Genomic DNA, 20581 nt, shown 5'->3' on the forward strand with positions numbered 1-20581 from the left:
ACTTCGCAGAATGCAACCCGACATCATCTCAAAGAGACATGGGACTTACACTTTCTCCATGGGCTGACACCGCCAGCCCGGCGGCCAACACATTGCACGCAGCGTTGATATCGCGGTCGTGGATCGCCCCGCATTCAGGGCAGTCCCATGCACGGACATTCAACGGCATCCTGGCGACGGTATGCCCGCAGTCACTGCATCGTTTGCTGGAGGGATACCAGCGGTCGATGCCGATCAGCTTGCGCCCATACCACTGCGCTTTGTACTCAAGTTGTCGAATGAACTCCGACCAGCTTGCGTCGCCGATCGACTTCGCGAGCTTTCGATTCTTCTGCATGTGGCTGACGGACAGGCTTTCGATGGCGATCACTTGGTTTTCGTTGATCAACCGGGTCGACAGTTTGTGCAGGAAGTCCCTGCGGGCATCTGCCGTCCTGGCATGCATGCGTGCGACCTTGAGCCTGGCCTTCCGACGATTGGCCGAGCCCTTTTGCTTCTTCGCCAGCCGCCGTTGCAACTTGGCGAGCTTCGCCTCGTTCTTGCGGAACGTATTCGGCGCGGCAATCTTCTCGCCAGTCGAAAGAATGGCGAAATGTGTCAACCCGAGATCGATGCCGATCTTTCCGTCGGCGACCGGGCGTGCGTTCACGACGTCGTCGCACAGCATCGATACGTGGTATCGGCCGGCTGGGTCTTTCGACACCGTGACGGTTGTCACCTTCGCAAATTTCGGGATCGTGCGCGCCCAGCGGATCGCCAGCGGCTCAGCCATCTTTGCCAGCTTGAGGGTCACGCCGTCCCACTTGAAAGCGCTCGCGGTGTATTCGGCCGACTGCGGGCCATCCTTGCGCCTGAAGTTCGGGTACTTCGCCCGCTTCGCAAAGAAGTTGGCGAACGCACTTTGCAAATGGCATAGCGCCTGCTGCACCCGCACCGAACTGACTTCGTTCAGCCACGCGTACCCGTCAGTCTTCTTGAGCGCCGTCAACGCCGCGGAGGTCTCGTGATACCCCATGCGTTCCTGCCGCTGATGCCACGCCTCCGTGCGTTGGCGCAGCATTTGGTTATATACAAAGCGCGCACATCCAAACGTCCAGGCAAGCATCACAGCCTGCTCGGGCGTCGGGTAGAACCGGAATCGGTAGGCACGTTTGACATCCATGCCTCGCACCCTACCATCGGCACGTACGTGGCCGTCAACAGGAGCACGGAAGCAACGTCAAAACCGTCTCCTTTCCTCTCCGGCCTGAAGGCCGGGGTTTCTCGGAGACACTGATGAAAGCATCCGTCCTGACCCGCACGCTGGCCGCTGTCGCATTCGGCGCACTCGCGCTTCATGCATCGTTTGCCGTCGCACAATCCGCGAGCGCGAAACGCACGCTGAACGTCGCGATCGTGCCGAACTATCCGCCGTTCGAATACAAGGACCCGGCGACCGACAAGCTCGCGGGCTTCGACGTCGATCTCGGCGAGGCGCTCGCCGCGAAGATGGGCGCGAAACTGAACTGGGTCGAAACGAGCTTCGACCAGATGATGAGTGCGGTCGCGACGCAACGCGTCGACATGATCCTGTCCGGCATGACCGACCTGCCGACGCGCCGCGATGCGGTGACGTTCGTCGACTACATCGAGACAGGCCCGCAGTTCTACACGCTGAAGGCGCGCGCCGGCGAGTTCGCGCAGATGGGCGCGCTGTGCGGCAAGCGCGTCGGGTCGAGCCGACGCACGTCGTTCCCGGACAACACGACCGCGTGGAGCGCGGAGAATTGCGTGAAGGCCGGCAAGCCGGCGATCGTCGTGGTCGGCACCGACGGCTCGTCGGACGCGCGGATGCAGTTGCGCCAGAACCGTATCGACGCGGCGGTGCAGGGCGGCGAGACGCTGCCGTACCAGAACACCCTCGAGCAGAACGCGTATGCGCCGGTCGGCAAGCCGTTCCTGTCGCAATACACGGGGATCGGCGTCGCGAAGAGCAACACCGCGCTGAGCAGCGCGCTGACGACGGCGCTCAACCAGATGATCGCCGACGGCTCGTATCACAAGATTCTCGCGAAATGGGGGCTGCAGGAGCACGCGGTGGCGAAGGCGATGGTCAACGGCACGCACTGAGCGCGCGATGGCGGATCTCGCTCCCCGCTGGCCGGACGCGAAGCGCGCGTGCGTCGCGCTCGCGTTCGATCTCGACGGCCCGACCGGCGACGCGATGCTGAACGGGTCGATCTGGCGCAACCCCGCGTATTTCACGCTCGGCAGCTACGGGCCGTGGCGCGCGCTCGGCCGGTTGCTCGACATGCTCGCAGCGTTCGACCTGCCGGCGACGTTCTTCGTGCCCGCATGGGTCGCGCAGACCTGGCCCGCGCAATGCGCGGCGATTGTCGAGCGCGGCCACGAGATCGGCTATCACGGCTACCGGCACGAAGCGTTCTGGACGCTCGAGCCCGACCGGCAGCGCGAGATCATGGCGCAGTCGGCCGATGTCTTCGCGCGCATGCTCGGCGTGCGGCCGGTCGGGTTCCGCACGCCGTCCGGCGACTGGAGCGAGGCGACGGTGGCCGTGCTGCGCGAAGCGGGCGTGCGCTATTCGAGCTCGATGCGCGGCGACGACCGGCCCTACCTGCTGCGCGGCGAGGACGGCGAGCCGCCGCTTGTCGAGATTCCCGGCCGCTGGGAGACCGACGACTACGCGTCGCTCGCGTATCACCGCAACCCCGACTACCCGGCCGGGCTCGACCGGATTGCCGGTTACGACGCGACGCTCGACAACTGGACGCGCGAATTCGACGGCGTATACCGCGAAGGGTTGTGCCTGACGACGCTGCTGCATCCGAAGGTCTGCGGCAAGCCGGGGCGCATCGCGCTGCTCGAGGCGTGGCTCGGTCACATGTGCGCGCAGGATGGCGTATGGTTCGCCCGCTGCCGCGAAGTGGCCGACTGGTGGCTCGCGCAGGCCATGCGAGACGCGGAATCAACGCAACGGAGCAGCATGTGAAGACAACTCCTTCATGGCCAGGCGGTGCGCGATACGCGGTCGCGATCACGGTCGACTTCAACGACATTCATGGCATCCAGACGCGCGAGCCGCGCATCGTCGGCCGCGAGAAGTCGCTATCGGTGTGGCGTTACGGCGCGACGCGCGGCGTCGATCGGCTGCTTGCGGCATTCGACGCATTCGGCGTGCCGACGAGCTGGTTCGTGCCCGGCGTCGTCGCCGAAACACATGGGGCCGCGGTGCGCACGATTGCGGCGGCCGGCCACGAGTTGGGCGTGAGCGGCTATCGCTGCGAGGACTTCGATGCGTTGCCGCTCGCCGCGCAGGTCGACGCGTGCCGCGCCGGGCGCGCGGCGCTCGCGGATGCGATCGGCCGCGACGTGGAAGGCTTTCGCTCGTTCACCGGCAACTGGGCCGACGGTTTCGCGGATTGTCTCGTCGCGGAAGGCTTCACGTGGTCGTCATCGTGGCGCGGTGATGATCTGCCGTACGTGCATCCGCGCGGTGACGTCGGTGCGAACGGCGCGCGGCTCGTCGAACTGCCGCTGCACGATGAACTCGACGACGAACCGTACTTCGCGTTCAACCTGTCGCCGCCCGTGCCGGCCGGCCAGCCGCGCATCGCGGCGTACCGCGACGTGCTCGACAACTGGCGGCGCGACGTCGACGGGTTTCGACGCTTCGGGCTGTGCTGCGTGCTGCGCCTGCATCCCGAGATCATCGGCACGGCAGGGCGGATCGATCTGCTGCGCGCGTTGCTCGCGCACCTGCGCGGCACGGGCGACGCGTGGTTCGCGACGGGGCGCGACATCGCGCACTGGTGGCGTGCGCAGGCACCCGTCAATGCCCCGGGCCATCCGGTCGACGTGTTCGCGCGCTGCGTGGCGGAGGAGTCGGCGCGATGACGATGGATACGGAAGCGCGCGCAACGCGGCTCGCGGCGTTCGTCGCGCGGACGCCCGCCGACGCATTGCCGGACGACGTCGTTGCGAAGGCCAAGCGTCATGTGCTCGACACGTTCGGTGCCGCGCTGGCGGGCGTGTCGGCCGTCGAGACGCGCAGTGCCCGTGCGCTGACGGGCGCCGTCTCGCATGGCGGCGCATCGCTATGGGGCACGCGACGGACCGCCGGTGCGCGCGATGCGGCGTTCGTCAACGGAATCGCCGCGCACGCGCTCGAGCTCGACGATTCCGGCGGCTGCGATCATTCGGGCGCGGTCGTGCTGCCGGCCGTGCTCGCCGCGCTGTCGTGCGCGGGCCATCCCGTGACGGGCCGCGAATGCGTGGCGGCGATCGGGCTCGGCTACGACGTCGGCCGGCGCGTGCTCGAGGCGGCAGGCGGCTACTCGGTTCACAACGGTGCGGGCTGGCATTCGACGCTCAGTTGCGGCGTGTTCGGTGCGGCGGCCGCGAGCGCACGCGTGCTCGGGCTCGACGCCACGCGCACGCGCGACGCGCTGGGCCATGCGGCGAGTTTCGCGGGCGGCCTGTGGGGCTTCATCCACGACGGATCGCAGACCAAGCGGTTGCACGCCGGGCGCGCGGCGGAAGGCGGCGTGCTCGCGGCGCTGCTTGCGCGAGAAGGCGTGAGCGGCCCCGCCCGCGTGTTCGACGACGTGTGGGGCGGCTTTTTCAACACATTCGCCGCGCAATCGCATGCGTCCGACGCATTGACCGACGGCCTCGGCGCGCATTGGAAGCTGATGCGCTGCTCGATCAAGCCGCACGCATCGTGCCGCAGCGCACATGCGGCCGTCGATGCGGCGCTGCAGCTCGCGGACGGTCGCACTTTCGAGGCCGGCGAGATCGAGCGGGTGGTCGTGCGCGCGAGCGCGTTCGTTGCCCGGATGTGCGGCGGTCGGGACCTGTCGACGCTGTCGTCCGCGCAGATGAGCCTGCCGTACGCGGTTGCGGCGGCGCTCGCGTTCGGCGACACGGGGATCGGCGTTTATCGCGCGGAGCGGCGCACCGATCCGCGCGTGACCGCGCTGCTCGCGCGCATCGCGGTCGACGTCGATCCGGCGCTCGGCGATCTCGACGAGCCGACGGTGATCCTGCATCGCGCGGATGGCGGGCGGGAATCGCGTCACGTGCCGATCGCGCTCGGCGATCCGCGCAATCCGCTGTCGGACGCGGCGCTGTTGGCGAAATATCGTGCGCTGGCGGGCATGGCGCTCGATAGTGCGCATGTCGATGCGCTGAGCGACGTGTGCCTGTCGCTGGACCGACAAGCGGACGCGCGCGTGCTGAACGAACGGCTCGCAGGTGATGCCGAAAGTCGCTCGATAGAGGTCGAAGGGCAGGCGCCCGCGCGATCGAATTCCAAATTTGTCTAGTCATCCTTGCGATCGAGTCACACAGATTGCACCAAATTCGTGCCTGAATTCCCCGCAACGATGCGCGCCGGAAGCCCGTTATTAGGGGATTTCCCGCGTTTACCCGGTTTTTTTTGATCAACGCTTGTCGCTCCATTTTTCTTCTTGCATGCTTGTATAGACAAATTCCTGAGGCCGCTTGCATGACCGAAGGGATGACGAACTTCAACGCAAGGAGAAATCTCGTGAACGGCAAGCGCATGAATTGGGCTATCAGGACGATCGGCGTCATCGCGGCGGCTGCGGCAACGCTCGCCGCGCCGGTGCAGGCGAAGGAATGGAAGACGGTGACGGTGGCGCTCGAAGGCGGTTACGCGCCGTGGAACCTCACGCTGCCGGGCGGCAAGCTCGGCGGCTTCGAACCGGAACTGCTCGCGAATGTATGCGACCGGATCAAGGTGCAGTGCAACATGGTCGCGCAGGACTGGGACGGGATGATTCCTGGCCTGCAGGCCGGCAAGTTCGATGTCCTGATGGATGCGATCTCGATCACGCCGGAGCGCGAGAAGATCCTGCTGTTCTCGCGCCCGTATGCGGCCACGCCCGCGACGTTCGCCGTTACCGATACGAAGATCCTGCCCAAGGCCGGGTCCGGTGCGCCGATGGTCAAGTTGACCGGCGACGCGAACGCCGACAAGCCGACCGTCGACACGCTGCGCAAGCAGTTGAAGGGCAAGACGATCGGCATCCAGTCGGGCACCGTCTATACGAAATTCATCAACGACAGCTTCAAGGACATCGCGTCGATCCGCGTGTACAAGACGTCGCCGGAACGCGATCTCGACCTCGTCGCCGGGCGCATCGACGCTTCGTTCGACGACGTCACGTACTACGCGGCGAACACGGCGAAGAAGGAAACCGCGTCGATCGTGCTCGCGGGCCCGAAGCTCGGCGGCCCGATCTGGGGGCCGGGCGAAGGCCTCGCGTTCCGCAAGCAGGATGCCGACCTGAAGACGAAGTTCGATGCGGCGATCGGCGCCGCGCTCGCGGACGGTACCGTGAAGAAGCTCGCCGACAAGTGGTTCAAGACCGACGTCACGCCGTAAGCGCGCGTTCGACCGCCGCCGCGTAATCGGCGCGGCGACGCGGCGACGCAACGACGCGCGGCGGCGCGCATCCTGCCGATCCACTCAACGCTTGCCGGGAGGCATGCATGGCGATCCTTGAAATGCTGGGCTTCGGAACCGAAGGCTGGGGCGGCGTGCTGCTGCTCGCCGCGCTGATGACGGTCGCGCTGACGCTCGCCGCGCTCGCGGTCGGCGCCGTGCTCGGCGCAATCATCGCGGGCGCGAAACTGTCGCGCCACCGCAGCGCCCGCCTGCTAGGCGACCTCTACACGACGGTGTTTCGCGGCGTGCCCGAACTGCTCGTCATCTACCTGTTCTATTTCGGCGGCTCGACGCTCGTCACGACCATCGGCCAGTGGTTCGGCGCGGAAGGCTTCATCGGCGTGCCGCCGTTCGTGATCGGCGCGCTGGCGGTCGGGATGATCTCAGGCGCGTATCAGGCGGAGGTCTACCGCGCGGCCGTGCTGGCTGTATCGAAGGGCGAGCTTGAAGCGGCGCGCTCGATCGGCATGCCGCGCAGCATGGTGCTGCGCCGCATCCTGATTCCGCAGGTCCTGCGCTTCGCGCTGCCCGGCATCGGCAACGTATGGCAACTGAGCCTCAAGGACTCGGCGCTGATCTCGGTCACCGGGCTCGCCGAACTGCTGCGCACGAGCCAGATCGCCGCGAACTCGACGCACCAGTACTTCGTGTTCTTCGTCGCGGGCGGCGCGCTGTATCTGCTGATGACGGGCATATCGAACCGCGTGTTCAACCGGGCGGAAGCGATCGTCGGCCGCTCGTTCCGCCGCAATTTCGCGCGCAACTGACGGAGAGCACGCATGTCCATCGATTTCGCCTTCCTCATCGACACGCTGCGCCAGCTGCTCGCGGCCGTGCCGACCACGCTCGGCCTGTTCTTCGCGTCGCTCGTGCTCGGCGGCCTGCTGTCGCTCGTGATCGTCACGATGCGGGTGTCGCCGCACTGGCTGCCGAACCGCTTCGCACGTGCATACATCCTCGTGTTTCGCGGCTCGCCGCTGCTGATCCAGATGTTCCTCGTGTACTACGGGCTCGGCCAGTTCGGCGTGATCCGCGAGAGCTTCATCTGGCCGCTTCTGCGTGAACCGTACGTGTGCGCGGTGTTGTCGCTCGCGCTGTGCACGGCCGGCTATACGGCCGAGATCCTGCGCGGCGGGCTGATGGCCGTTCCGGTCGGGCAGATCGAGGCCGGCTATTCGATCGGCCTGTCGGGCTTCGCGCTGCTTCGGCGCGTGATCGGCCCGATCGCGTTGCGCCAGTGCCTGCCCGCGTATTCGACCGAAGCCGTGCTGCTCGTCAAGTCGACCGCGCTGGCCAGCCTCGTCACGGTGTGGGAAGTGACGGGCGTCGCACAGCAGATCATCCAGCAGACTTACCGGACGACCGAGGTGTTCGTGTGCGCGGCCCTGATCTACCTGGGCCTGAACTTCATCGTCGTGCGCGTGCTCGGCGCGCTCGAATGGCGGCTGTCGGGCCACCTGCGCGCGCCGAAGCCGACCGGCGCGCCCGGCGCGGCGGCGCGCAATGCCCGGCGCGTCGCGTCCTGAGCGCATCCATCCTTCCAGGAGAATCCGATGAACACCGCTGCTCCCGTTGCCCTGTCGGTCAGGAACATCCACAAGTCGTTCGGCGATCACCATGTGCTGAAGGGCATTTCGCTCGATGCGCACGAGGGCGACGTCATCTCGATCCTCGGCGCGAGCGGCTCGGGCAAGAGCACCTTTCTGCGCTGCCTGAACCTGCTCGAGACGCCTGACGACGGCTCCGTCGCGCTCGCCGGCGAGGAACTGAAGATGAAGCGCGCGCGCGACGGCAAGCTGCATCCGGGCGACCAGCGGCAGGTCGACCGGATCCGCTCGCAACTCGGGATGGTGTTCCAGAACTTCAACTTGTGGTCGCACATGACGGTGCTCGACAACCTCGTCGAAGGCCCGCTGCGCGTTCAGAAGCGCAGCCGCGCGGAAGCGGTCGAGGAAGCCGAGGCGCTGCTCGCGCGCGTCGGCCTCGCGGACAAGCGCGGTTACTATCCGGCACACCTGTCGGGCGGCCAGCAGCAGCGCGTCGCGATCGCCCGCGCGCTCGCGATGCATCCGAAGGTCATGCTGTTCGACGAACCGACCTCGGCGCTCGATCCGGAACTGGTCGGCGAGGTGCTGCGCGTGATGCGCTCGCTCGCGGAAGAAGGGCGCACGATGCTGGTCGTCACGCACGAGATGGGTTTCGCGCGGCACGTGTCGAATCGCGTGATGTTCCTGCATCAGGGCGAGGTCGATGCGGACGGCACGCCCGGCGATCTGTTCGCCGGCCAGTGCTCCGAGCGTTTCCGGCAGTTCGTGTCGAGTCATCACGACCGCACCGCGAACTGAGGCCGCCATGACCGTATTCCGTTCGGCACAGCCGCTCGGCTGGCGGCAAATCGCGGCGGTGGCGGCCGGCGAGCCGCTCGCGCTGTCCGACGATGCGCGCATGCGCGTCGTCGCGGCGCGCGAGCTCGTCGATGAAATCGTCGCACGCGGCATCCGCGCCTATGGCGTCAATACGGGCGTCGGCGCGCTGTGCGACGTGATCGTGTCGCCGGAGCAGCAGAGCACGCTGTCGCGCAACATCCTGATGAGCCACGCGGTCGGCGTGGGCGCACCGCTCGGCGCGGCGGAAACGCGCGCGATCGTCGCGGCGGCGATCAACAACTACGCGCACGGGCATTCGGGCGTGCGCGCCGACGTCGTCGAGCAGTTGGTCGCGCTGCTCGAGCACGATTGCCTGCCGGAGGTGCCGGCGCACGGCTCGGTCGGTTATTTGACCCACATGGCGCACGTCGCGCTCGTCTGCATCGGTCATGGCCATGCGCGCCATCGCGGCGAGCGTATTCGCGGCGACGACGCGCTGCGTCGCATCGGCCGTGAGCCGCTGGTGCTCGGCGCGAAAGAAGGGCTGAGCCTCGTCAACGGCACGCCGTGTGTCACCGGGCTGGCCGCACTCGCGCTGGCCCGCGCGGAACGGCTGCTCGACTGGGCCGACTGGGTCGCGGCAATGAGTTTCGAGAATCTCGGCGGGCAGCTCGCCGCATTCGACCCGGCATCGCTCGCGTTGCGGATTTCGCCCGGCATCGGGCACGTCGGCGCGCGTCTGCGTGCGCTGCTCGCCGACAGCGGAATGCTCGACGCGGCGAGCGGCCGGCATACGCAGGATCCGCTCAGTCTGCGCACGGTACCGCACGTGCACGGCGCGGCGCGCGATGTGTTCGACGTGACGGCGGAGGTGGTCGATCGCGAACTGGCGTCGGTCACCGACAATCCGATCGTGGCCGGCACGCGCGACGCACCGGTCGTCCATTCGCAGGCGCATGCGGTCGGCGCGGGCATCGCGCTTGCAATGGACAGCCTCGCGACGGCGATGGCCCAGGTCGCGGCGATCGCCGAGCGGCGTCTCGACCGGCTCGTCAATCCGCTCGTGAGCAGGCTGCCGGCGTTTCTCGCGGCGCCGGGCGGCACCTGTTCGGGCTTCATGATCGCGCAGTACACGGCTGTCGCGCTCGTCGCGCAGAACCAGCGGCTCGCGGGGCCGGCGAGCCTCGACGGCGGCATCACGTCGGGCTTGCAGGAAGATCATCTGTGCCATGCGACGCCGGCGGCGCTGAAGGCGCTCGACATCATCGAGAATGCGACGCGCGTGCTGGCGATCGAACTGCTGGCCGCCGCGCAGGCGTACGATCTGCAGGCGGGCGATGCGTCGCGGGCCGCGCCCACCGATGCGCTGTGGCGATATGTGCGCGAACGCGTGCCGGCCTACCAGGACGACAGGCCGCTGGCGGACGACATCGCGATCGCCACCGGCATTGTCGCGGGCGTGCCGCCGCCCGTGAAGTGACGACGGAAGACCGGCCGTCGAGCGACGCGACGGCCAGCGGGCGATCCATCATTCATTCGGTCGAGGGCGCATGAACGAAACGGAACAACAACTTGCCGGCCGGCCGGCGAGTGCACCGGGCGACGGTGTGCCGGCGCGCGCGTTGCCGGCCTACCAGCAGATCAAGCGCTACGTCGTCGAGCGGATCGCGAACGGCGACTGGAAGCCCGGCGGCGCGATTCCGACCGAAGCAGAACTGGTCAAGGAGTTCGGCGTCGCGCGGATGACGGTGTCGCGCGCGCTGCGCGAGCTGACCGCCGAGCGCGTACTGACCCGCATCCAGGGCGCCGGTACGTTCGTCGAACGGCGGCATTACGAATCGACGGTGCTGGAAATCCGCAACATCGCGGACGAGATTGCGGAGCGCGGCCATCGGCACAGCGCGCGCGTGTTGCTGATCGAAAGCAGCGACGATCAGGAGGCGATCGAGGCGCTCGGGCTCCGTTCCGGGCCCGTGTTCCATTCGCGCATCGTGCATTACGAGGAAGGGGAACCGATCCAGTTTGAGGATCGGTACGTCAATCCGGCGTTGTTTCCCGCGTATCTGGAACAGGATTTCACGGTCGAGACGCCGAATCATTACATGGTGAGGCTTGCGCCGATCCAGCGCGCCGAGTTCCGGATCTATGCGCAGAAGCCCGACGCGCAGGTGCGCCGGCACCTCGTGATGGAAATCGGCGAGCCGTGCCTGTTGCTCAGGCGCCGCACGTGGGTCGGTGAGGATGTCGCGACGTCGGTGCGGTTGTGGCATCCGGCGTCGCGGTTTCATTTGGCGGGGAAGGTGTAGGCATTTGTGTTGCCGATGTGACGTCCGGTCGGACCCGAACGCCGTCATCGAGTACAGGCGATCGACGCGTGTATCCTGCCGCTCGTCCGATCGGGCCCGGCCAGCCGTCGCCGACCCGGCCTAGATTCGCTCCAGCGTCCGGTGATCGGCTTCGCCGCCGAAATACTTTTCAAGCGCTTCCACGAACACTGCGTTGTCCGACGTCGCATGCGCGAACAACGTGACCGACGACCGGAATTTCAGGTCATCCGGATAACCGAAAATCGTCTTGATCGAGCGGCCCTCGACGTTGTTGACGAGCCGCGTGCATTCACGCAGCCGCTCGCCGAGCAGCGGATGCTGAAGATACGCGACGGCTTCGGCCAGCGTCGAGATCGCGTACCGTTGTGCCATCGCGCTGTCTCCCAGCCCTTCGATTTGCGGGAACACGAACCACATCCAGTGACTTCGCTTGAGCCCGTTCCTCAACTCGACACATACCTGCGCATACACCGCATCCTGTGCGTCGACAAAGCGTTGAAGATCATAGGGATCGTCCATGTCGCCCTCCGTCTGTTCGTCCGTCCGTCCGTCACGGCGCGGCAAGCCGCCTGAACGATCATTGTGAGCGCTGCCCGGACGGCGCGCAAACGCGCCCCAAAGCCGTTTGCTCGCGCCGCGTGACCGCGCGCACGCCGTTGTGTGGCCACGTGCCGGCAACGGGCGTAGCATTGGGATAGCGTCCGGCCGCGATCCTGACGGATCGACGATGCATGCCGGTCCGGCCGCAGCCGGCCACACGTCGTGGCCCGGCAAAGGAGCCTCGATGCGCTCGCAAGCGATGTCCGTCTCGCGCCTGAGACGCTATGCGATCACGGCTGCGGTCGTCATCGTCTGCCTGATCGTCATCGGGCGCATCACCGGTATCCTGGTCGACTGGCTCTGGTTCTCGTCGATCGGTTATGTCGGCGTTTTCTGGACGATCCTGTCCGCGAGGGTGCTGCTGTTCGTCGCCGTGTTCGCGGTGTCGGCGGCCGCCATCGGCGCATCGGGGTTGCTCGCGCATCGCTATGCAAGTCCCGTCGATATCTGGCAAGTGGAAGACATCTCGTCGACGCGCGCGGAGGAGGCCATCCGTGCGCTGGCGGGGCAGGTCGCGTCGCGGATTCCATGGCGGGCGGTCATCGCCGGCGGCGCGGTTCTCCTCGGGCTGGCGATCGCCGGCGGCGCGATGTCGAGCTGGGACCTCGCGCTTCGCTTTCTGCATCAGGTGCCGTTCGGCGCGCGCGATCCGATCTTCGGCAAGGACATCGGCTTCTATCTGTTCTCGCTGCCCGTGTGGATCGCGCTGAAGAACGGGCTGCTCGAACTCGTCCTCTGCTGCGCGATCGCCGCAGGCGGCGTCTACTGGCTGCGCGGCGACATCATGCTCCGGCCGCAGAAGGGGATTTCGTTCGCCGCGGCCGCTCACGGTTCGGCGCTGCTGGCGCTGTTCTTCCTGCTGAAAGCCTGGTCGTGGTGGCTCGAACGCTTCCTGCTGCTCTACGACAACAACGGTGTCGTGGTCGGCGCCGGCTATACGGATATCCACGTGATGCTGCCGGTGCTGTGGCTGCTCGTGGGCCTCGCCATCGCGTCGGCCGTCGCGATGCTGGTCAACATGCGCCGGCCCGGCTATCGGCTGCCTGCCGCTGCGGCGCTGCTGGTGTTCGGCTGTTCGTTCGCGCTCGGCCTCATCTATCCCGCGCTGTTCCAGCGCTTCTACGTCAAACCGAGCGAACTGCAGCTCGAGACGCCTTATATCCAGCACAACATCGCGCTGACGAGGCAGGCCTACGGTCTCGCGCAGATCGAGGTCAAGCCGTTCTCGGCCGGGCAGGACCTGACTCTCGCGTCGCTGCAGGCCAATCGTGCGACCATCGACAACATCCGCCTGTGGGATGTGCAGCCGCTGATGGATACCTACGCGCAGTTGCAGGAGATCCGGACTTACTACAAGTTTTTCTCGGTGGATATCGACCGCTACCGGCTCGACTCCGGGTACCGGCAGGTGATGCTGTCGGCACGCGAACTGGAGCAGACGATGCTTCCGGAGAACGCCCGAACCTGGGTGAACCTGCATCTGCTGTTCACCCACGGCAATGGCGTCGTGATGTCGCCGGTCACCGAGAAATCCACGGAAGGCTTGCCGTCGCTCTACCTGCGCGATATTCCGCCTGCCGCGAACGGCGGGCCGGCGATCCGGGAACCGCGCATTTACTTCGGAGAAGGCGAGCTGGGTTATGTGATCGTGAAGGGCAGCGTGCCCGAATTCGACTACCCGAAGGGCGACAGCAACGTCTATACGGCTTACAGCGGGCGCGACGGTGTCGCCATCGGCGGCGCCGCGCGTCGCAGCCTCTTCGCGTGGCAGTTCGGCGATCCAAACATCCTCCTGACCCACTACATCACGAACGAGAGCAGGATCCTGTTTCACCGCAACATCCGGGACCGGATACGCACGATCGCGCCGTTCCTCGCGCTCGACCACGACCCGTACGTCGTGGCAAGCAACGGACGCCTGTTCTGGATGCAGGATGCCTATACGACCAGCCGCTGGTTTCCGTATGCGCCGCCGGGAGTCGGCGATGGATCCAACTACATCCGCAACGCGGTCAAGGTGGTGGTCGATGCGTACAACGGCACGGTCGACCTCTATGTCAGCGATCCGGCCGATCCGCTCGTGCGGACCTACGCGCGCATCTTCCCCGGCATGTTCAAACCGCTCGACGCGATGCCGCAGGACCTTCAGCAGCATATCCGCTACCCCGAAGATCTGTTTCTGATCCAGGCGAACCTCTACCGCGCGTACCACATGGATGCGCCGGAAGTTTTCTACAACCGCGAGGACCTCTGGCAGTTCCCCCGGGCGCTGGGCGATATCGACGGCGGAGACGCTGCCAACACGCGGATGGCGCCGTACTACACGCTCATGAGATTGCCGGGGGATACGCAGGCCGGGTTCGTGCTGATGCTGCCGATGGTGCCGAGCCAGCGCGAGAACATGATCGCGTGGCTGGCCGCGCGTTGCGATTCGCCCGGGTACGGCAAGCTGATCGTCTACACGTTCCCGAAGGACAAGCTGGTCTACGGGCCGTTCCAGATCGAGGCCCGCATCCAGCAAAGCACGGAAATCTCGCAGCAGATCTCGCTGTGGAACCAGATGGGCTCGCGCGTCATTCGCGGCCATCTCGTGGTCGTGCCGATCGAGAATTCGATCCTCTACGTGTCGCCGCTCTATCTGCGCGCGGCGTCGGGCCAGTTGCCCGAGCTGAAGCGGGTGATCGCCGCTTATGGCGACCGCGTCGTGATGGAGGAAAACCTGAGCGAGGCGCTGGCGGCGCTCTTCAAGGAGACGGGGCCGGTGGCGGCGCCGGCTCGCGGCGCGGCGGATGCGCGCGCTCGCGAGGCGCTTGCCCACTACGACCGCGCGATCGAGCGGATGAAGGCCGGAGACTGGGCCGGCTTCGGGGCGGAACTCGACGCACTTCGGCCGCTGCTCGAAGCGCTGGGTGCCACTCGTGCGGAGAACAAGAAGTGAGCGGGGGGCAGAAACGCAACCACCCCCAACCACTCCGTCACGTCAGCGGCGGCGCGTGCCCATGATCCCCCAAAGTCCGCGCGTCGTCGTATTCCCGCGAAATATCCTTGTTCGTGTAATCACCGAGTTTCGACGCGGCGACCAGACTGAGCACCGCACACACCAGCACGTACACCGCGATCGCATACCCCGAGTGGTAGTACGCGAACAGTGCCGTCGCGATCAACGGCGCCGGCCCCCCGGCAATGACCGACGCGAGCTGATAGCCCATCGACGCACCGCTATATCGCAACCGCCCGGTAAACGACTCGGCGATCAGTGCGGCCTGCGGCCCGTACATCATCGAATGCGGAACCAGCGACAGCACGATGGCCGCGAAGATCCACATCGGGTTCCGGCTATCGACCATCGCGAAGTAGAGGAATCCGAACACACCGACGGCAGCCGCGCCGATCATGTACATGCGTCGCCGCCCGATCAAGTCGGACACGTGCCCGAACAGCGGGATGGTGAAGAATTCGACCACGGAAGCAGCCAGCACGGCCGTCAGCAGCAGGTTTCGCGTCACGCCCAGCGTCGTGATCCCGTATGTGAACACGAACGCCGTGAAGATATAGAACGGCGCCTGTTCGGCCATCCGCGCAAACGCCGACAGCACGATATCCTTCGGCTGCTTGCGCAACACCTCGAGCATCGGCGTCTTTTCGATCCGGCGCTCGGCCAGCAGCTTCGCGAAGATCGGCGTCTCGAGAATATTCAAGCGGATATAGAGCCCGATCGCGACCAGCACGATGCTGAGGAGGAACGGCACGCGCCAACCCCACGCGAGGAAACTGCTGCCGGAAATCCAGCTCACGGCCAGCACGGCGAGGTTGGCAAGAAACAATCCGGCCGGCACGCCGAACTGCGGCCACGACGCGACGAAGCCGCGATGCGAGTTGGTGCGCGCCCATTCCATCGACATCAGGACCGAGCCGCCCCATTCGCCGCCGACGCCAACGCCCTGGATGAAGCGCAGCACCGTGAGCAAAACGGCACCCCAGATGCCGATCGTCGCATAGGTTGGAACGAACGCGACGGCGAACGTCGCGAGCCCCATCAGCAGCAGGGTCACGATCAGCGTGGCCTTGCGTCCGATGCGATCGCCGTAATGGCCGAAGATGGCCGCGCCGACCGGCCGCGCGACAAAGCCGACGGCGTAAATCAGGAACGCCTGCAGCGTGCCGACGAGCGGGTGGGATTGAGGGAAGTAAAGCTTCGCGAAGACCAGCCCGGTAACCGTGCTGTAGAGGAAAAAGTCATACCATTCGATCGTGGTGCCAACCGTGCTGGCTATGACTGCGCGGCGCAACTGGCGCCGGGCTTCCTCGTCGGAAAGGGGCGTGGCCGCGGATTGCATGGCAGCCATTTGATATCTCCCCCTGAAAAGGGCGATAAAGGAATAGACCATTCGCAGCGCGACAGGTTCCGGGTTCTGGCAAGCGCGGGTCGTGTGCGGCGCTCGAACGCCTTTGCAGGGGCCGTCATTAGCTTGCGGATCCGTTTCCTTGACCGGTTGGATGCGTGGCATTCCCGGAGCCTCTCGCGGGCCGGGGTCGGGACGAAATCGGTGTAGCGGTCGCGGATGATCGAAATTGCCCGGTCGGCAGCGCCAGGATCCAGGAGACGATTATCCGGCCTCAAATGGTGTCCCGATAAAAGTCGAGCGGCGCGAACACACGCCGGCCGACGCGCTACGGATACCGGCGCTGGGCGTCGCCGAAGCGACTTTCGCGGATGGTGAGGCTAGTGAAAGGGGGCAATGAGTGGTTGGCTCTACAACGAATTCAATAGCGGCGCCGATCTTTCACCAGCAGCCCATCGGGTGTCCACCTTCCGGCGTCAAGCGTGCCCAAAAGCATCGTGCGCGGGGGAGGCCCCTCTGGGTCGTTGTAATGAACGACGCGCTGCTGGATGCCCGTGATGACGATTACATGACCAATTTCAGGCTGACCAGGCCTATTCAGAAAATGGCCCGCAGCCCAGATCGGACCGGACTTCGTTAGTACTGCGGCGAGCCACTCGGGCGTAATTACCGTAGGCTGATCAAGCGGCACGAGTCCTTCAACGGCGCATAAGTCCGCGATCCTTGCCGGGGGGAGTCCGTTGTCCGCCCGCCATAACGCCGGAATGCCCGGGCGCGGTCCAGGGCGGTGGAAGTACGAAACCATGCACGCTGCTGCATACCAGCACGCGTTTTCCAGCGTTTTGGAACCTGATTTGGTTTTCTTCACGCCGCTCTGATCGACCATCGGCACGTTTAATCTGACGTCTACCATTTCGGGGCTCCAAGCAGGAGGGATCTCTAAGAGTATGAAGAATCGGGAACGGCGGCAACCATCCTGATGATCAATCTTGCCGAGACAGTTGGCGAACGCTCAGGCCCAGCCGTTCTGCTGCACGGCCCGGTTTCAGGTTCGTCTCGACCACCGACTGGATCACCTTGAGTCGGTCGAGTTCTCGCATCGTTATCGTGATCCGTTCCGTTGCAGCCATCGAAGGCTCCAGCGCTGGATTTTCGGCGGCCGGTCAGCTTACGCGGCCCGAAAGCGGACATTTCCATGTAGCCAAAAGCGGACATTACAACTTTGCTCTTACAACAAAATATTCGATAATTCATGTTATGTAAAGTCAGGCTGCTAACAAAACCGGTACTTCTGTCAGGTTGAATGAAACTGTTTGTAAACATACTTACAATTCCTTACACAGTTTCGATTCCCGCAACGCCTATGAATGCCGCCGACCGCCGTCACGGCGCGCTGACCGATTTTCTCGCGCTCACTGACGGCCTGTCCATCGCTCGAATCGCGCAGACGCTCCGCTGTTGCTCCCGCACCGTCCGGAACTACGTCGCCGGTCGCTCGCCGATCCCGTGGCATCGCATCGAAGTCCTGCGCCTGCTGGCGCTCGAATCCAACCGTGCAGCACATGAGACGGCGACGCCCGGCGAGCGCGCCGACGCGCCGTCGCCAGTACGCGCGAACATCGAGCCGGACCCGAACGCCCCCGACGTGCCACCCGATGAAATGCTTGCATGGGTCGGCGTCCACGCCCCGCATTACCTGTCGAGCCAACGCAGCCTCACGCACTACATTCGCGGGTGGAACGTGGTCGACAAAATCCGTCGCGCCAAGAGCGAAGGCACGTTCACGGCCGTGCTCGCCAAGTGGCGCACGCTCGTGCCGGATCTGCCGCGTGCGTGGCGCTCCGGTCCACTATGGACCGGCATCGGGCCACCTGCCTACGTTCCCCCATAAACGGCGCCCAACGGCTATATCGGCCCCCGGGCGCCCTGATCCGGATGTTGACACCGGCTGACGCGCCCGAAATACTGTATATCCATACAGCATTCGTTTTCGAGCATCATGCAGCGCGACGACGACGAAAACGTGTTGGAGTTCTTCGAAGAGCGCGCCGCGATCATGACCTTCGACGGCGGGATTCGGCGCTACGACGCGGACTTTCGCGCGATGGTACGCACGCGCCTGTACTTCGAGCCGCGCGGCATCGCCATGCCGACGGGCGGGTATTTCTCGGCCTTCTGGAACAGCGAATTCGGGTGGAACGACAACGACGGAACGGTTGTGGTGTTCCCCTGCGCCGTTGTCCTGCTTTCTATGTGGTGGTCTGCGGTGGACGAAGCCGACCGCGCCGGACGCTGTTACACGCGGCTGTTGCGACCCTCGGTCGATCCGGATTGGTAGAATCCCCGTCGAATCGTCCGAACAAAACTGAGAGAGGCCGACGCGCTAGGCGCCGAGGCCACATATTTCGAGGGGCACAAGCATGTTGCGAAAAATCGCAGTCGTCGGGGATACCTTGTCGAGCGGCGGGAACGTCCTGCCGCATAGCGGGCCGCCCATCACCATGTACGGGCATCAGGTCGCGCTGATCGGCGGCCCGGCCTTCTGCGCGGCCTGCAAAACGACAGGGGTTATTGCGAAGTCAGGCGGCCCGTACCGCATGAGCATGGCGGGCGAGTCGGCGCTCGATCAGGACATCGTGCTGTGCGGATGCCCGAAGCCGCCCAAGATCATTGCCGGGCTCGGCGGCGAATCGTGGTGCGACGACATGATCGAGGGGCACGGCAAAGTGATATCGAGCCTGACCGCCACGGGCGGCGTTGCGTCAGTCAAGAAAGGCGCGTTCGATGAGCAGGTGAAGGCGACTGAGCATCAGGTAGAAGGCTTGCCGTACTACATCGAAACCGCCGACGGCCGCGTACATTTCGGCCGCCTGGACGCGAGCGGGACATTGCCGCGGGTCTACACCGGGGACGATCCCGGCACCTACACCGTTCATTGGGGCGACGACGCGATCGCCAAGCACCAAGGGGAATGATCGATGCCGCACACGAAACCGACCAAGATCGACACGAACACCAAAACGGGCTCACAGAAAGAGATACCCGTGAAGGCGCTAACGTTCAAAGAGCTTTGGGACGCCTACCCTTCCGGCGACCCGTACGACAACCCGGATTACACGAACCAGTGCGCCATTCGCTTGAGCGTGACCCTGCACCGCGTCGGCGTTGGCATGAAGTCGTTTTCGCAGAAAACGGTTAAGCCCATGTCCGGCTCGCCGACCATCGGCCGAATCATCCTCGACGGCAAGCCGACTGCGACGCGTGCAGATGAACTCGGGGAATGGTTGCAACTTCAACCCTTCGCCGGATTGCCGAAAGCGGAAAACATCACCGGGGCCGATTGGGAATCGAAGGTGAAGGGACGTACGGGGATTATTCAGTTTTCGCGCTACTGGTCGCGTGACGGTGAGGCCGCTGCGAACGCCAGCGGCGGGCACATCGATCTGTGGAACGGTTCGCGCCTGACCGTAAGCAGCGCCCCCGATGCGGTTGCGACTTTTAGCCGGGTGATTGGCTTCCAATCGTTCCTCCCTGGCACTCATCTAGGTTGGTCAGACCTTCGGAATTCGAAGCAAATCCTTTTTTGGGAAATCAAATAATGCGGCGTCTATTGGGAACGATCGGATTTGCGATTGCTGGACTCGTCAGCGTGATCGCATGGTCTGCGGTTGATACTCGTCTATGCACGGTGATCGAGCATTGGTGTACACCACCCGCCGGGACTTGTGGTGGAGGTGTAGACGCATGCCGCGCATCGACAGGTTCCACGATCGAACTGTTCGTGTACCTGTTTGGACCGCCGATCCTGTTTGCGGTGCTTGGTTTCTATCTGTTTTCGAGGCGGCGACCGGCGCATACCGTGCTGGTGTACCTTGTCGGTGCCGTGATCGTGCAATGGCTTCTCTGGTTCCTCGCGGTCCGCATTCTGCACATCTGATCTGGTCCCATTAAACGAAAAACCCGCATTTGCGGGCTTTTCTAGGTTCATCGTGGACTCCCGTGGATGTCACTTGTTGACCGATCTTGTTGCGATCCCCATGACCATCCCCGTTGTTTGATTGATGTGACGGTGAACCTCACTTGTATGTCGGAAGCGCCATCAATGCGCTGGACGCTGCGCCATCCGCCCCAAAGCTCTGCAGATACTCATGTTGCCCCGGCTTCACTCGCACCATATGCGTAACTCCGTACAATCCGGCATCGTCAGGCACGATGACGAACACGGTGTCACCGCCTACGATCAGATTGGCAACCTCGTGATAGGCCATAGTTTTTCCTCCGTCCAGTCCACAGATTGGGTCCGCCGGATCGTTCCTGCAGAACTTATGGACTTTCGCCTCCTCCACCTCAACTCCTGCCTGATCCAACTTAATCATCGAAATGCCGTAGTAGCTCATGGTTTTCCCCGAACGGATTAGAGACATGCTTCCTTTGATGATTGTGTTACCAGTCAAGTATAGAACCTGACCGCCT

General features: G+C 64.8%; 22 protein-coding genes. 16 read left to right on the forward strand and 6 right to left on the reverse strand.

Going from position 1 to position 20581, the window contains the following annotated elements; genetic code table 11:
* Positions 1–28: 28 nt before the first annotated feature.
* Positions 29–1162, reverse strand: a complete 1134-nt coding sequence (locus CUJ89_RS23915) for an RNA-guided endonuclease TnpB family protein (protein ID WP_114179874.1) — start codon at positions 1160–1162, stop codon at positions 29–31.
* Positions 1163–1275: 113 nt separating this feature from the next.
* Here CUJ89_RS23915 and CUJ89_RS23920 point away from each other — a divergent pair, with 113 nt between their 5' ends.
* From CUJ89_RS23920 to hutC, 10 genes are all read left to right on the forward strand, one after another.
* The gene (locus CUJ89_RS23920) at positions 1276–2109 is read left to right on the forward strand and encodes an ABC transporter substrate-binding protein (protein WP_114179875.1); all 834 of its coding nucleotides are present in this window, start codon (positions 1276–1278) and stop codon (positions 2107–2109) included.
* Positions 2110–2116: 7 nt separating this feature from the next.
* A complete protein-coding gene (locus tag CUJ89_RS23925) occupies positions 2117–2989 on the forward strand; it encodes a polysaccharide deacetylase family protein (protein ID WP_114179876.1) in 873 nt (290 codons plus the stop codon).
* Positions 2986–3894, forward strand: a complete 909-nt coding sequence (locus CUJ89_RS23930; RefSeq protein ID WP_114179877.1) for a polysaccharide deacetylase family protein — start codon at positions 2986–2988, stop codon at positions 3892–3894. The genes CUJ89_RS23925 and CUJ89_RS23930 overlap by 4 nt, the downstream gene beginning before the upstream one ends.
* Positions 3891–5324: an MmgE/PrpD family protein gene (locus tag CUJ89_RS23935; RefSeq protein ID WP_114179878.1), complete on the forward strand. Its 1434-nt coding sequence runs from the start codon at positions 3891–3893 to the stop codon at positions 5322–5324. Before CUJ89_RS23930 ends, CUJ89_RS23935 begins: the two co-directional genes overlap by 4 nt.
* 239 nt (positions 5325–5563) lie before the next feature.
* The gene (locus CUJ89_RS23940; RefSeq protein ID WP_236655067.1) at positions 5564–6409 is read left to right on the forward strand and encodes a transporter substrate-binding domain-containing protein; all 846 of its coding nucleotides are present in this window, start codon (positions 5564–5566) and stop codon (positions 6407–6409) included.
* 107 nt (positions 6410–6516) lie between these two features.
* Positions 6517–7239, forward strand: a complete 723-nt coding sequence (locus CUJ89_RS23945) for an ABC transporter permease (RefSeq protein WP_114179879.1) — start codon at positions 6517–6519, stop codon at positions 7237–7239.
* Positions 7240–7251: 12 nt separating this feature from the next.
* The gene (locus CUJ89_RS23950) at positions 7252–7998 is read left to right on the forward strand and encodes an ABC transporter permease (RefSeq protein ID WP_114179880.1); all 747 of its coding nucleotides are present in this window, start codon (positions 7252–7254) and stop codon (positions 7996–7998) included.
* A gap of 27 nt (positions 7999–8025) precedes the next feature.
* Positions 8026–8817 (forward strand): ABC transporter ATP-binding protein, encoded by a 792-nt coding sequence (locus CUJ89_RS23955; RefSeq protein WP_114179881.1) that lies wholly within the window; start codon positions 8026–8028, stop codon positions 8815–8817.
* Between the two features lie 7 nt (positions 8818–8824).
* The gene (locus CUJ89_RS23960; RefSeq protein ID WP_114179882.1) at positions 8825–10318 is read left to right on the forward strand and encodes an HAL/PAL/TAL family ammonia-lyase; all 1494 of its coding nucleotides are present in this window, start codon (positions 8825–8827) and stop codon (positions 10316–10318) included.
* Between the two features lie 70 nt (positions 10319–10388).
* On the forward strand, positions 10389–11144 hold the full coding sequence (gene hutC / locus CUJ89_RS23965) for a histidine utilization repressor (protein WP_114179883.1): 756 nt from the start codon (positions 10389–10391) through the stop codon (positions 11142–11144).
* A 120-nt stretch (positions 11145–11264) separates the two neighbouring features.
* Here the strand turns inward: hutC and CUJ89_RS23970 are convergent, their stop codons facing one another.
* The gene (locus CUJ89_RS23970) at positions 11265–11684 is read right to left on the reverse strand and encodes a DUF1810 domain-containing protein (protein ID WP_114181532.1); all 420 of its coding nucleotides are present in this window, start codon (positions 11682–11684) and stop codon (positions 11265–11267) included.
* A 265-nt stretch (positions 11685–11949) separates the two neighbouring features.
* Here CUJ89_RS23970 and CUJ89_RS23975 point away from each other — a divergent pair, with 265 nt between their 5' ends.
* Positions 11950–14703 carry a UPF0182 family protein gene (locus CUJ89_RS23975; RefSeq protein ID WP_114181533.1) on the forward strand — a complete coding sequence of 918 codons (2754 nt, stop codon included), beginning with the start codon at positions 11950–11952 and terminating at the stop codon, positions 14701–14703.
* A 37-nt stretch (positions 14704–14740) separates the two neighbouring features.
* Here CUJ89_RS23975 and CUJ89_RS23980 read toward each other — a convergent pair whose 3' ends face one another.
* The 3 genes from CUJ89_RS23980 to CUJ89_RS38060 form a co-directional block, all read right to left on the reverse strand.
* Positions 14741–16111, reverse strand: a complete 1371-nt coding sequence (locus CUJ89_RS23980; RefSeq protein WP_114179884.1) for an MFS transporter — start codon at positions 16109–16111, stop codon at positions 14741–14743.
* 418 nt (positions 16112–16529) lie between these two features.
* Entirely contained in the window at positions 16530–17021 is a 492-nt protein-coding gene (locus tag CUJ89_RS23985; RefSeq protein WP_114179885.1) for a papain-like cysteine protease family protein, read from the reverse strand.
* A 70-nt stretch (positions 17022–17091) separates the two neighbouring features.
* Entirely contained in the window at positions 17092–17238 is a 147-nt protein-coding gene (locus CUJ89_RS38060; protein WP_161556556.1) for a hypothetical protein, read from the reverse strand.
* A 233-nt stretch (positions 17239–17471) separates the two neighbouring features.
* Between CUJ89_RS38060 and CUJ89_RS23990 the strand changes: the two genes are divergently transcribed.
* The 5 genes from CUJ89_RS23990 (at position 17472) to CUJ89_RS24010 (ending at position 20045) form a co-directional block, all read left to right on the forward strand.
* Positions 17472–17999: an IS21 family transposase gene (locus CUJ89_RS23990; RefSeq protein ID WP_114179886.1), complete on the forward strand. Its 528-nt coding sequence runs from the start codon at positions 17472–17474 to the stop codon at positions 17997–17999.
* Positions 18000–18107: 108 nt separating this feature from the next.
* A complete protein-coding gene (locus CUJ89_RS23995; protein ID WP_114179887.1) occupies positions 18108–18446 on the forward strand; it encodes a hypothetical protein in 339 nt (112 codons plus the stop codon).
* 82 nt (positions 18447–18528) lie between these two features.
* On the forward strand, positions 18529–19083 hold the full coding sequence (locus CUJ89_RS24000; RefSeq protein ID WP_114179888.1) for a PAAR domain-containing protein: 555 nt from the start codon (positions 18529–18531) through the stop codon (positions 19081–19083).
* Between the two features lie 3 nt (positions 19084–19086).
* Positions 19087–19707 carry a type VI secretion system amidase effector protein Tae4 gene (locus CUJ89_RS24005; RefSeq protein ID WP_114179889.1) on the forward strand — a complete coding sequence of 207 codons (621 nt, stop codon included), beginning with the start codon at positions 19087–19089 and terminating at the stop codon, positions 19705–19707.
* On the forward strand, positions 19707–20045 hold the full coding sequence (locus CUJ89_RS24010) for a hypothetical protein (protein WP_114179890.1): 339 nt from the start codon (positions 19707–19709) through the stop codon (positions 20043–20045). The genes CUJ89_RS24005 and CUJ89_RS24010 overlap by 1 nt, the downstream gene beginning before the upstream one ends.
* Before the next feature lie 139 nt (positions 20046–20184).
* On the opposite strand, the gene CUJ89_RS24015 is transcribed toward CUJ89_RS24010, so the two are convergent.
* Positions 20185–20505 carry a hypothetical protein gene (locus CUJ89_RS24015; protein WP_236655068.1) on the reverse strand — a complete coding sequence of 107 codons (321 nt, stop codon included), beginning with the start codon at positions 20503–20505 and terminating at the stop codon, positions 20185–20187.
* Between the last annotated feature and the right edge of the window lie 76 nt (positions 20506–20581).

Source organism: Burkholderia pyrrocinia (assembly GCF_003330765.1).
Lineage (GTDB): Bacteria > Pseudomonadota > Gammaproteobacteria > Burkholderiales > Burkholderiaceae > Burkholderia > Burkholderia pyrrocinia_B.

Bases quoted from the DNA above. Each gene is read 5' to 3' on its own strand.
- CUJ89_RS23915 (WP_114179874.1), bottom strand. From the start codon at position 1,162: ATGGATGTCAAACGTGCCTACCGATTCCGGTTCTACCCGACGCCCGAG.
- CUJ89_RS23920 (WP_114179875.1), top strand. From the start codon at position 1,276: ATGAAAGCATCCGTCCTGACCCGCACGCTGGCCGCTGTCGCATTCGGC.
- CUJ89_RS23925 (WP_114179876.1), top strand. From the start codon at position 2,117: ATGGCGGATCTCGCTCCCCGCTGGCCGGACGCGAAGCGCGCGTGCGTC.
- CUJ89_RS23935 (WP_114179878.1), top strand. From the start codon at position 3,891: ATGACGATGGATACGGAAGCGCGCGCAACGCGGCTCGCGGCGTTCGTC.
- CUJ89_RS23940 (WP_236655067.1), top strand. From the start codon at position 5,564: ATGAATTGGGCTATCAGGACGATCGGCGTCATCGCGGCGGCTGCGGCA.
- CUJ89_RS23945 (WP_114179879.1), top strand. From the start codon at position 6,517: ATGGCGATCCTTGAAATGCTGGGCTTCGGAACCGAAGGCTGGGGCGGC.
- CUJ89_RS23950 (WP_114179880.1), top strand. From the start codon at position 7,252: ATGTCCATCGATTTCGCCTTCCTCATCGACACGCTGCGCCAGCTGCTC.
- CUJ89_RS23955 (WP_114179881.1), top strand. From the start codon at position 8,026: ATGAACACCGCTGCTCCCGTTGCCCTGTCGGTCAGGAACATCCACAAG.
- CUJ89_RS23960 (WP_114179882.1), top strand. From the start codon at position 8,825: ATGACCGTATTCCGTTCGGCACAGCCGCTCGGCTGGCGGCAAATCGCG.
- hutC (WP_114179883.1), top strand. From the start codon at position 10,389: ATGAACGAAACGGAACAACAACTTGCCGGCCGGCCGGCGAGTGCACCG.
- CUJ89_RS23970 (WP_114181532.1), bottom strand. From the start codon at position 11,684: ATGGACGATCCCTATGATCTTCAACGCTTTGTCGACGCACAGGATGCG.
- CUJ89_RS23975 (WP_114181533.1), top strand. From the start codon at position 11,950: ATGCGCTCGCAAGCGATGTCCGTCTCGCGCCTGAGACGCTATGCGATC.
- CUJ89_RS23980 (WP_114179884.1), bottom strand. From the start codon at position 16,111: ATGGCTGCCATGCAATCCGCGGCCACGCCCCTTTCCGACGAGGAAGCC.
- CUJ89_RS23985 (WP_114179885.1), bottom strand. From the start codon at position 17,021: ATGGTAGACGTCAGATTAAACGTGCCGATGGTCGATCAGAGCGGCGTG.
- CUJ89_RS38060 (WP_161556556.1), bottom strand. From the start codon at position 17,238: ATGGCTGCAACGGAACGGATCACGATAACGATGCGAGAACTCGACCGA.
- CUJ89_RS23990 (WP_114179886.1), top strand. From the start codon at position 17,472: ATGAATGCCGCCGACCGCCGTCACGGCGCGCTGACCGATTTTCTCGCG.
- CUJ89_RS23995 (WP_114179887.1), top strand. From the start codon at position 18,108: ATGCAGCGCGACGACGACGAAAACGTGTTGGAGTTCTTCGAAGAGCGC.
- CUJ89_RS24000 (WP_114179888.1), top strand. From the start codon at position 18,529: ATGTTGCGAAAAATCGCAGTCGTCGGGGATACCTTGTCGAGCGGCGGG.
- CUJ89_RS24005 (WP_114179889.1), top strand. From the start codon at position 19,087: ATGCCGCACACGAAACCGACCAAGATCGACACGAACACCAAAACGGGC.
- CUJ89_RS24010 (WP_114179890.1), top strand. From the start codon at position 19,707: ATGCGGCGTCTATTGGGAACGATCGGATTTGCGATTGCTGGACTCGTC.
- CUJ89_RS24015 (WP_236655068.1), bottom strand. From the start codon at position 20,505: ATGAGCTACTACGGCATTTCGATGATTAAGTTGGATCAGGCAGGAGTT.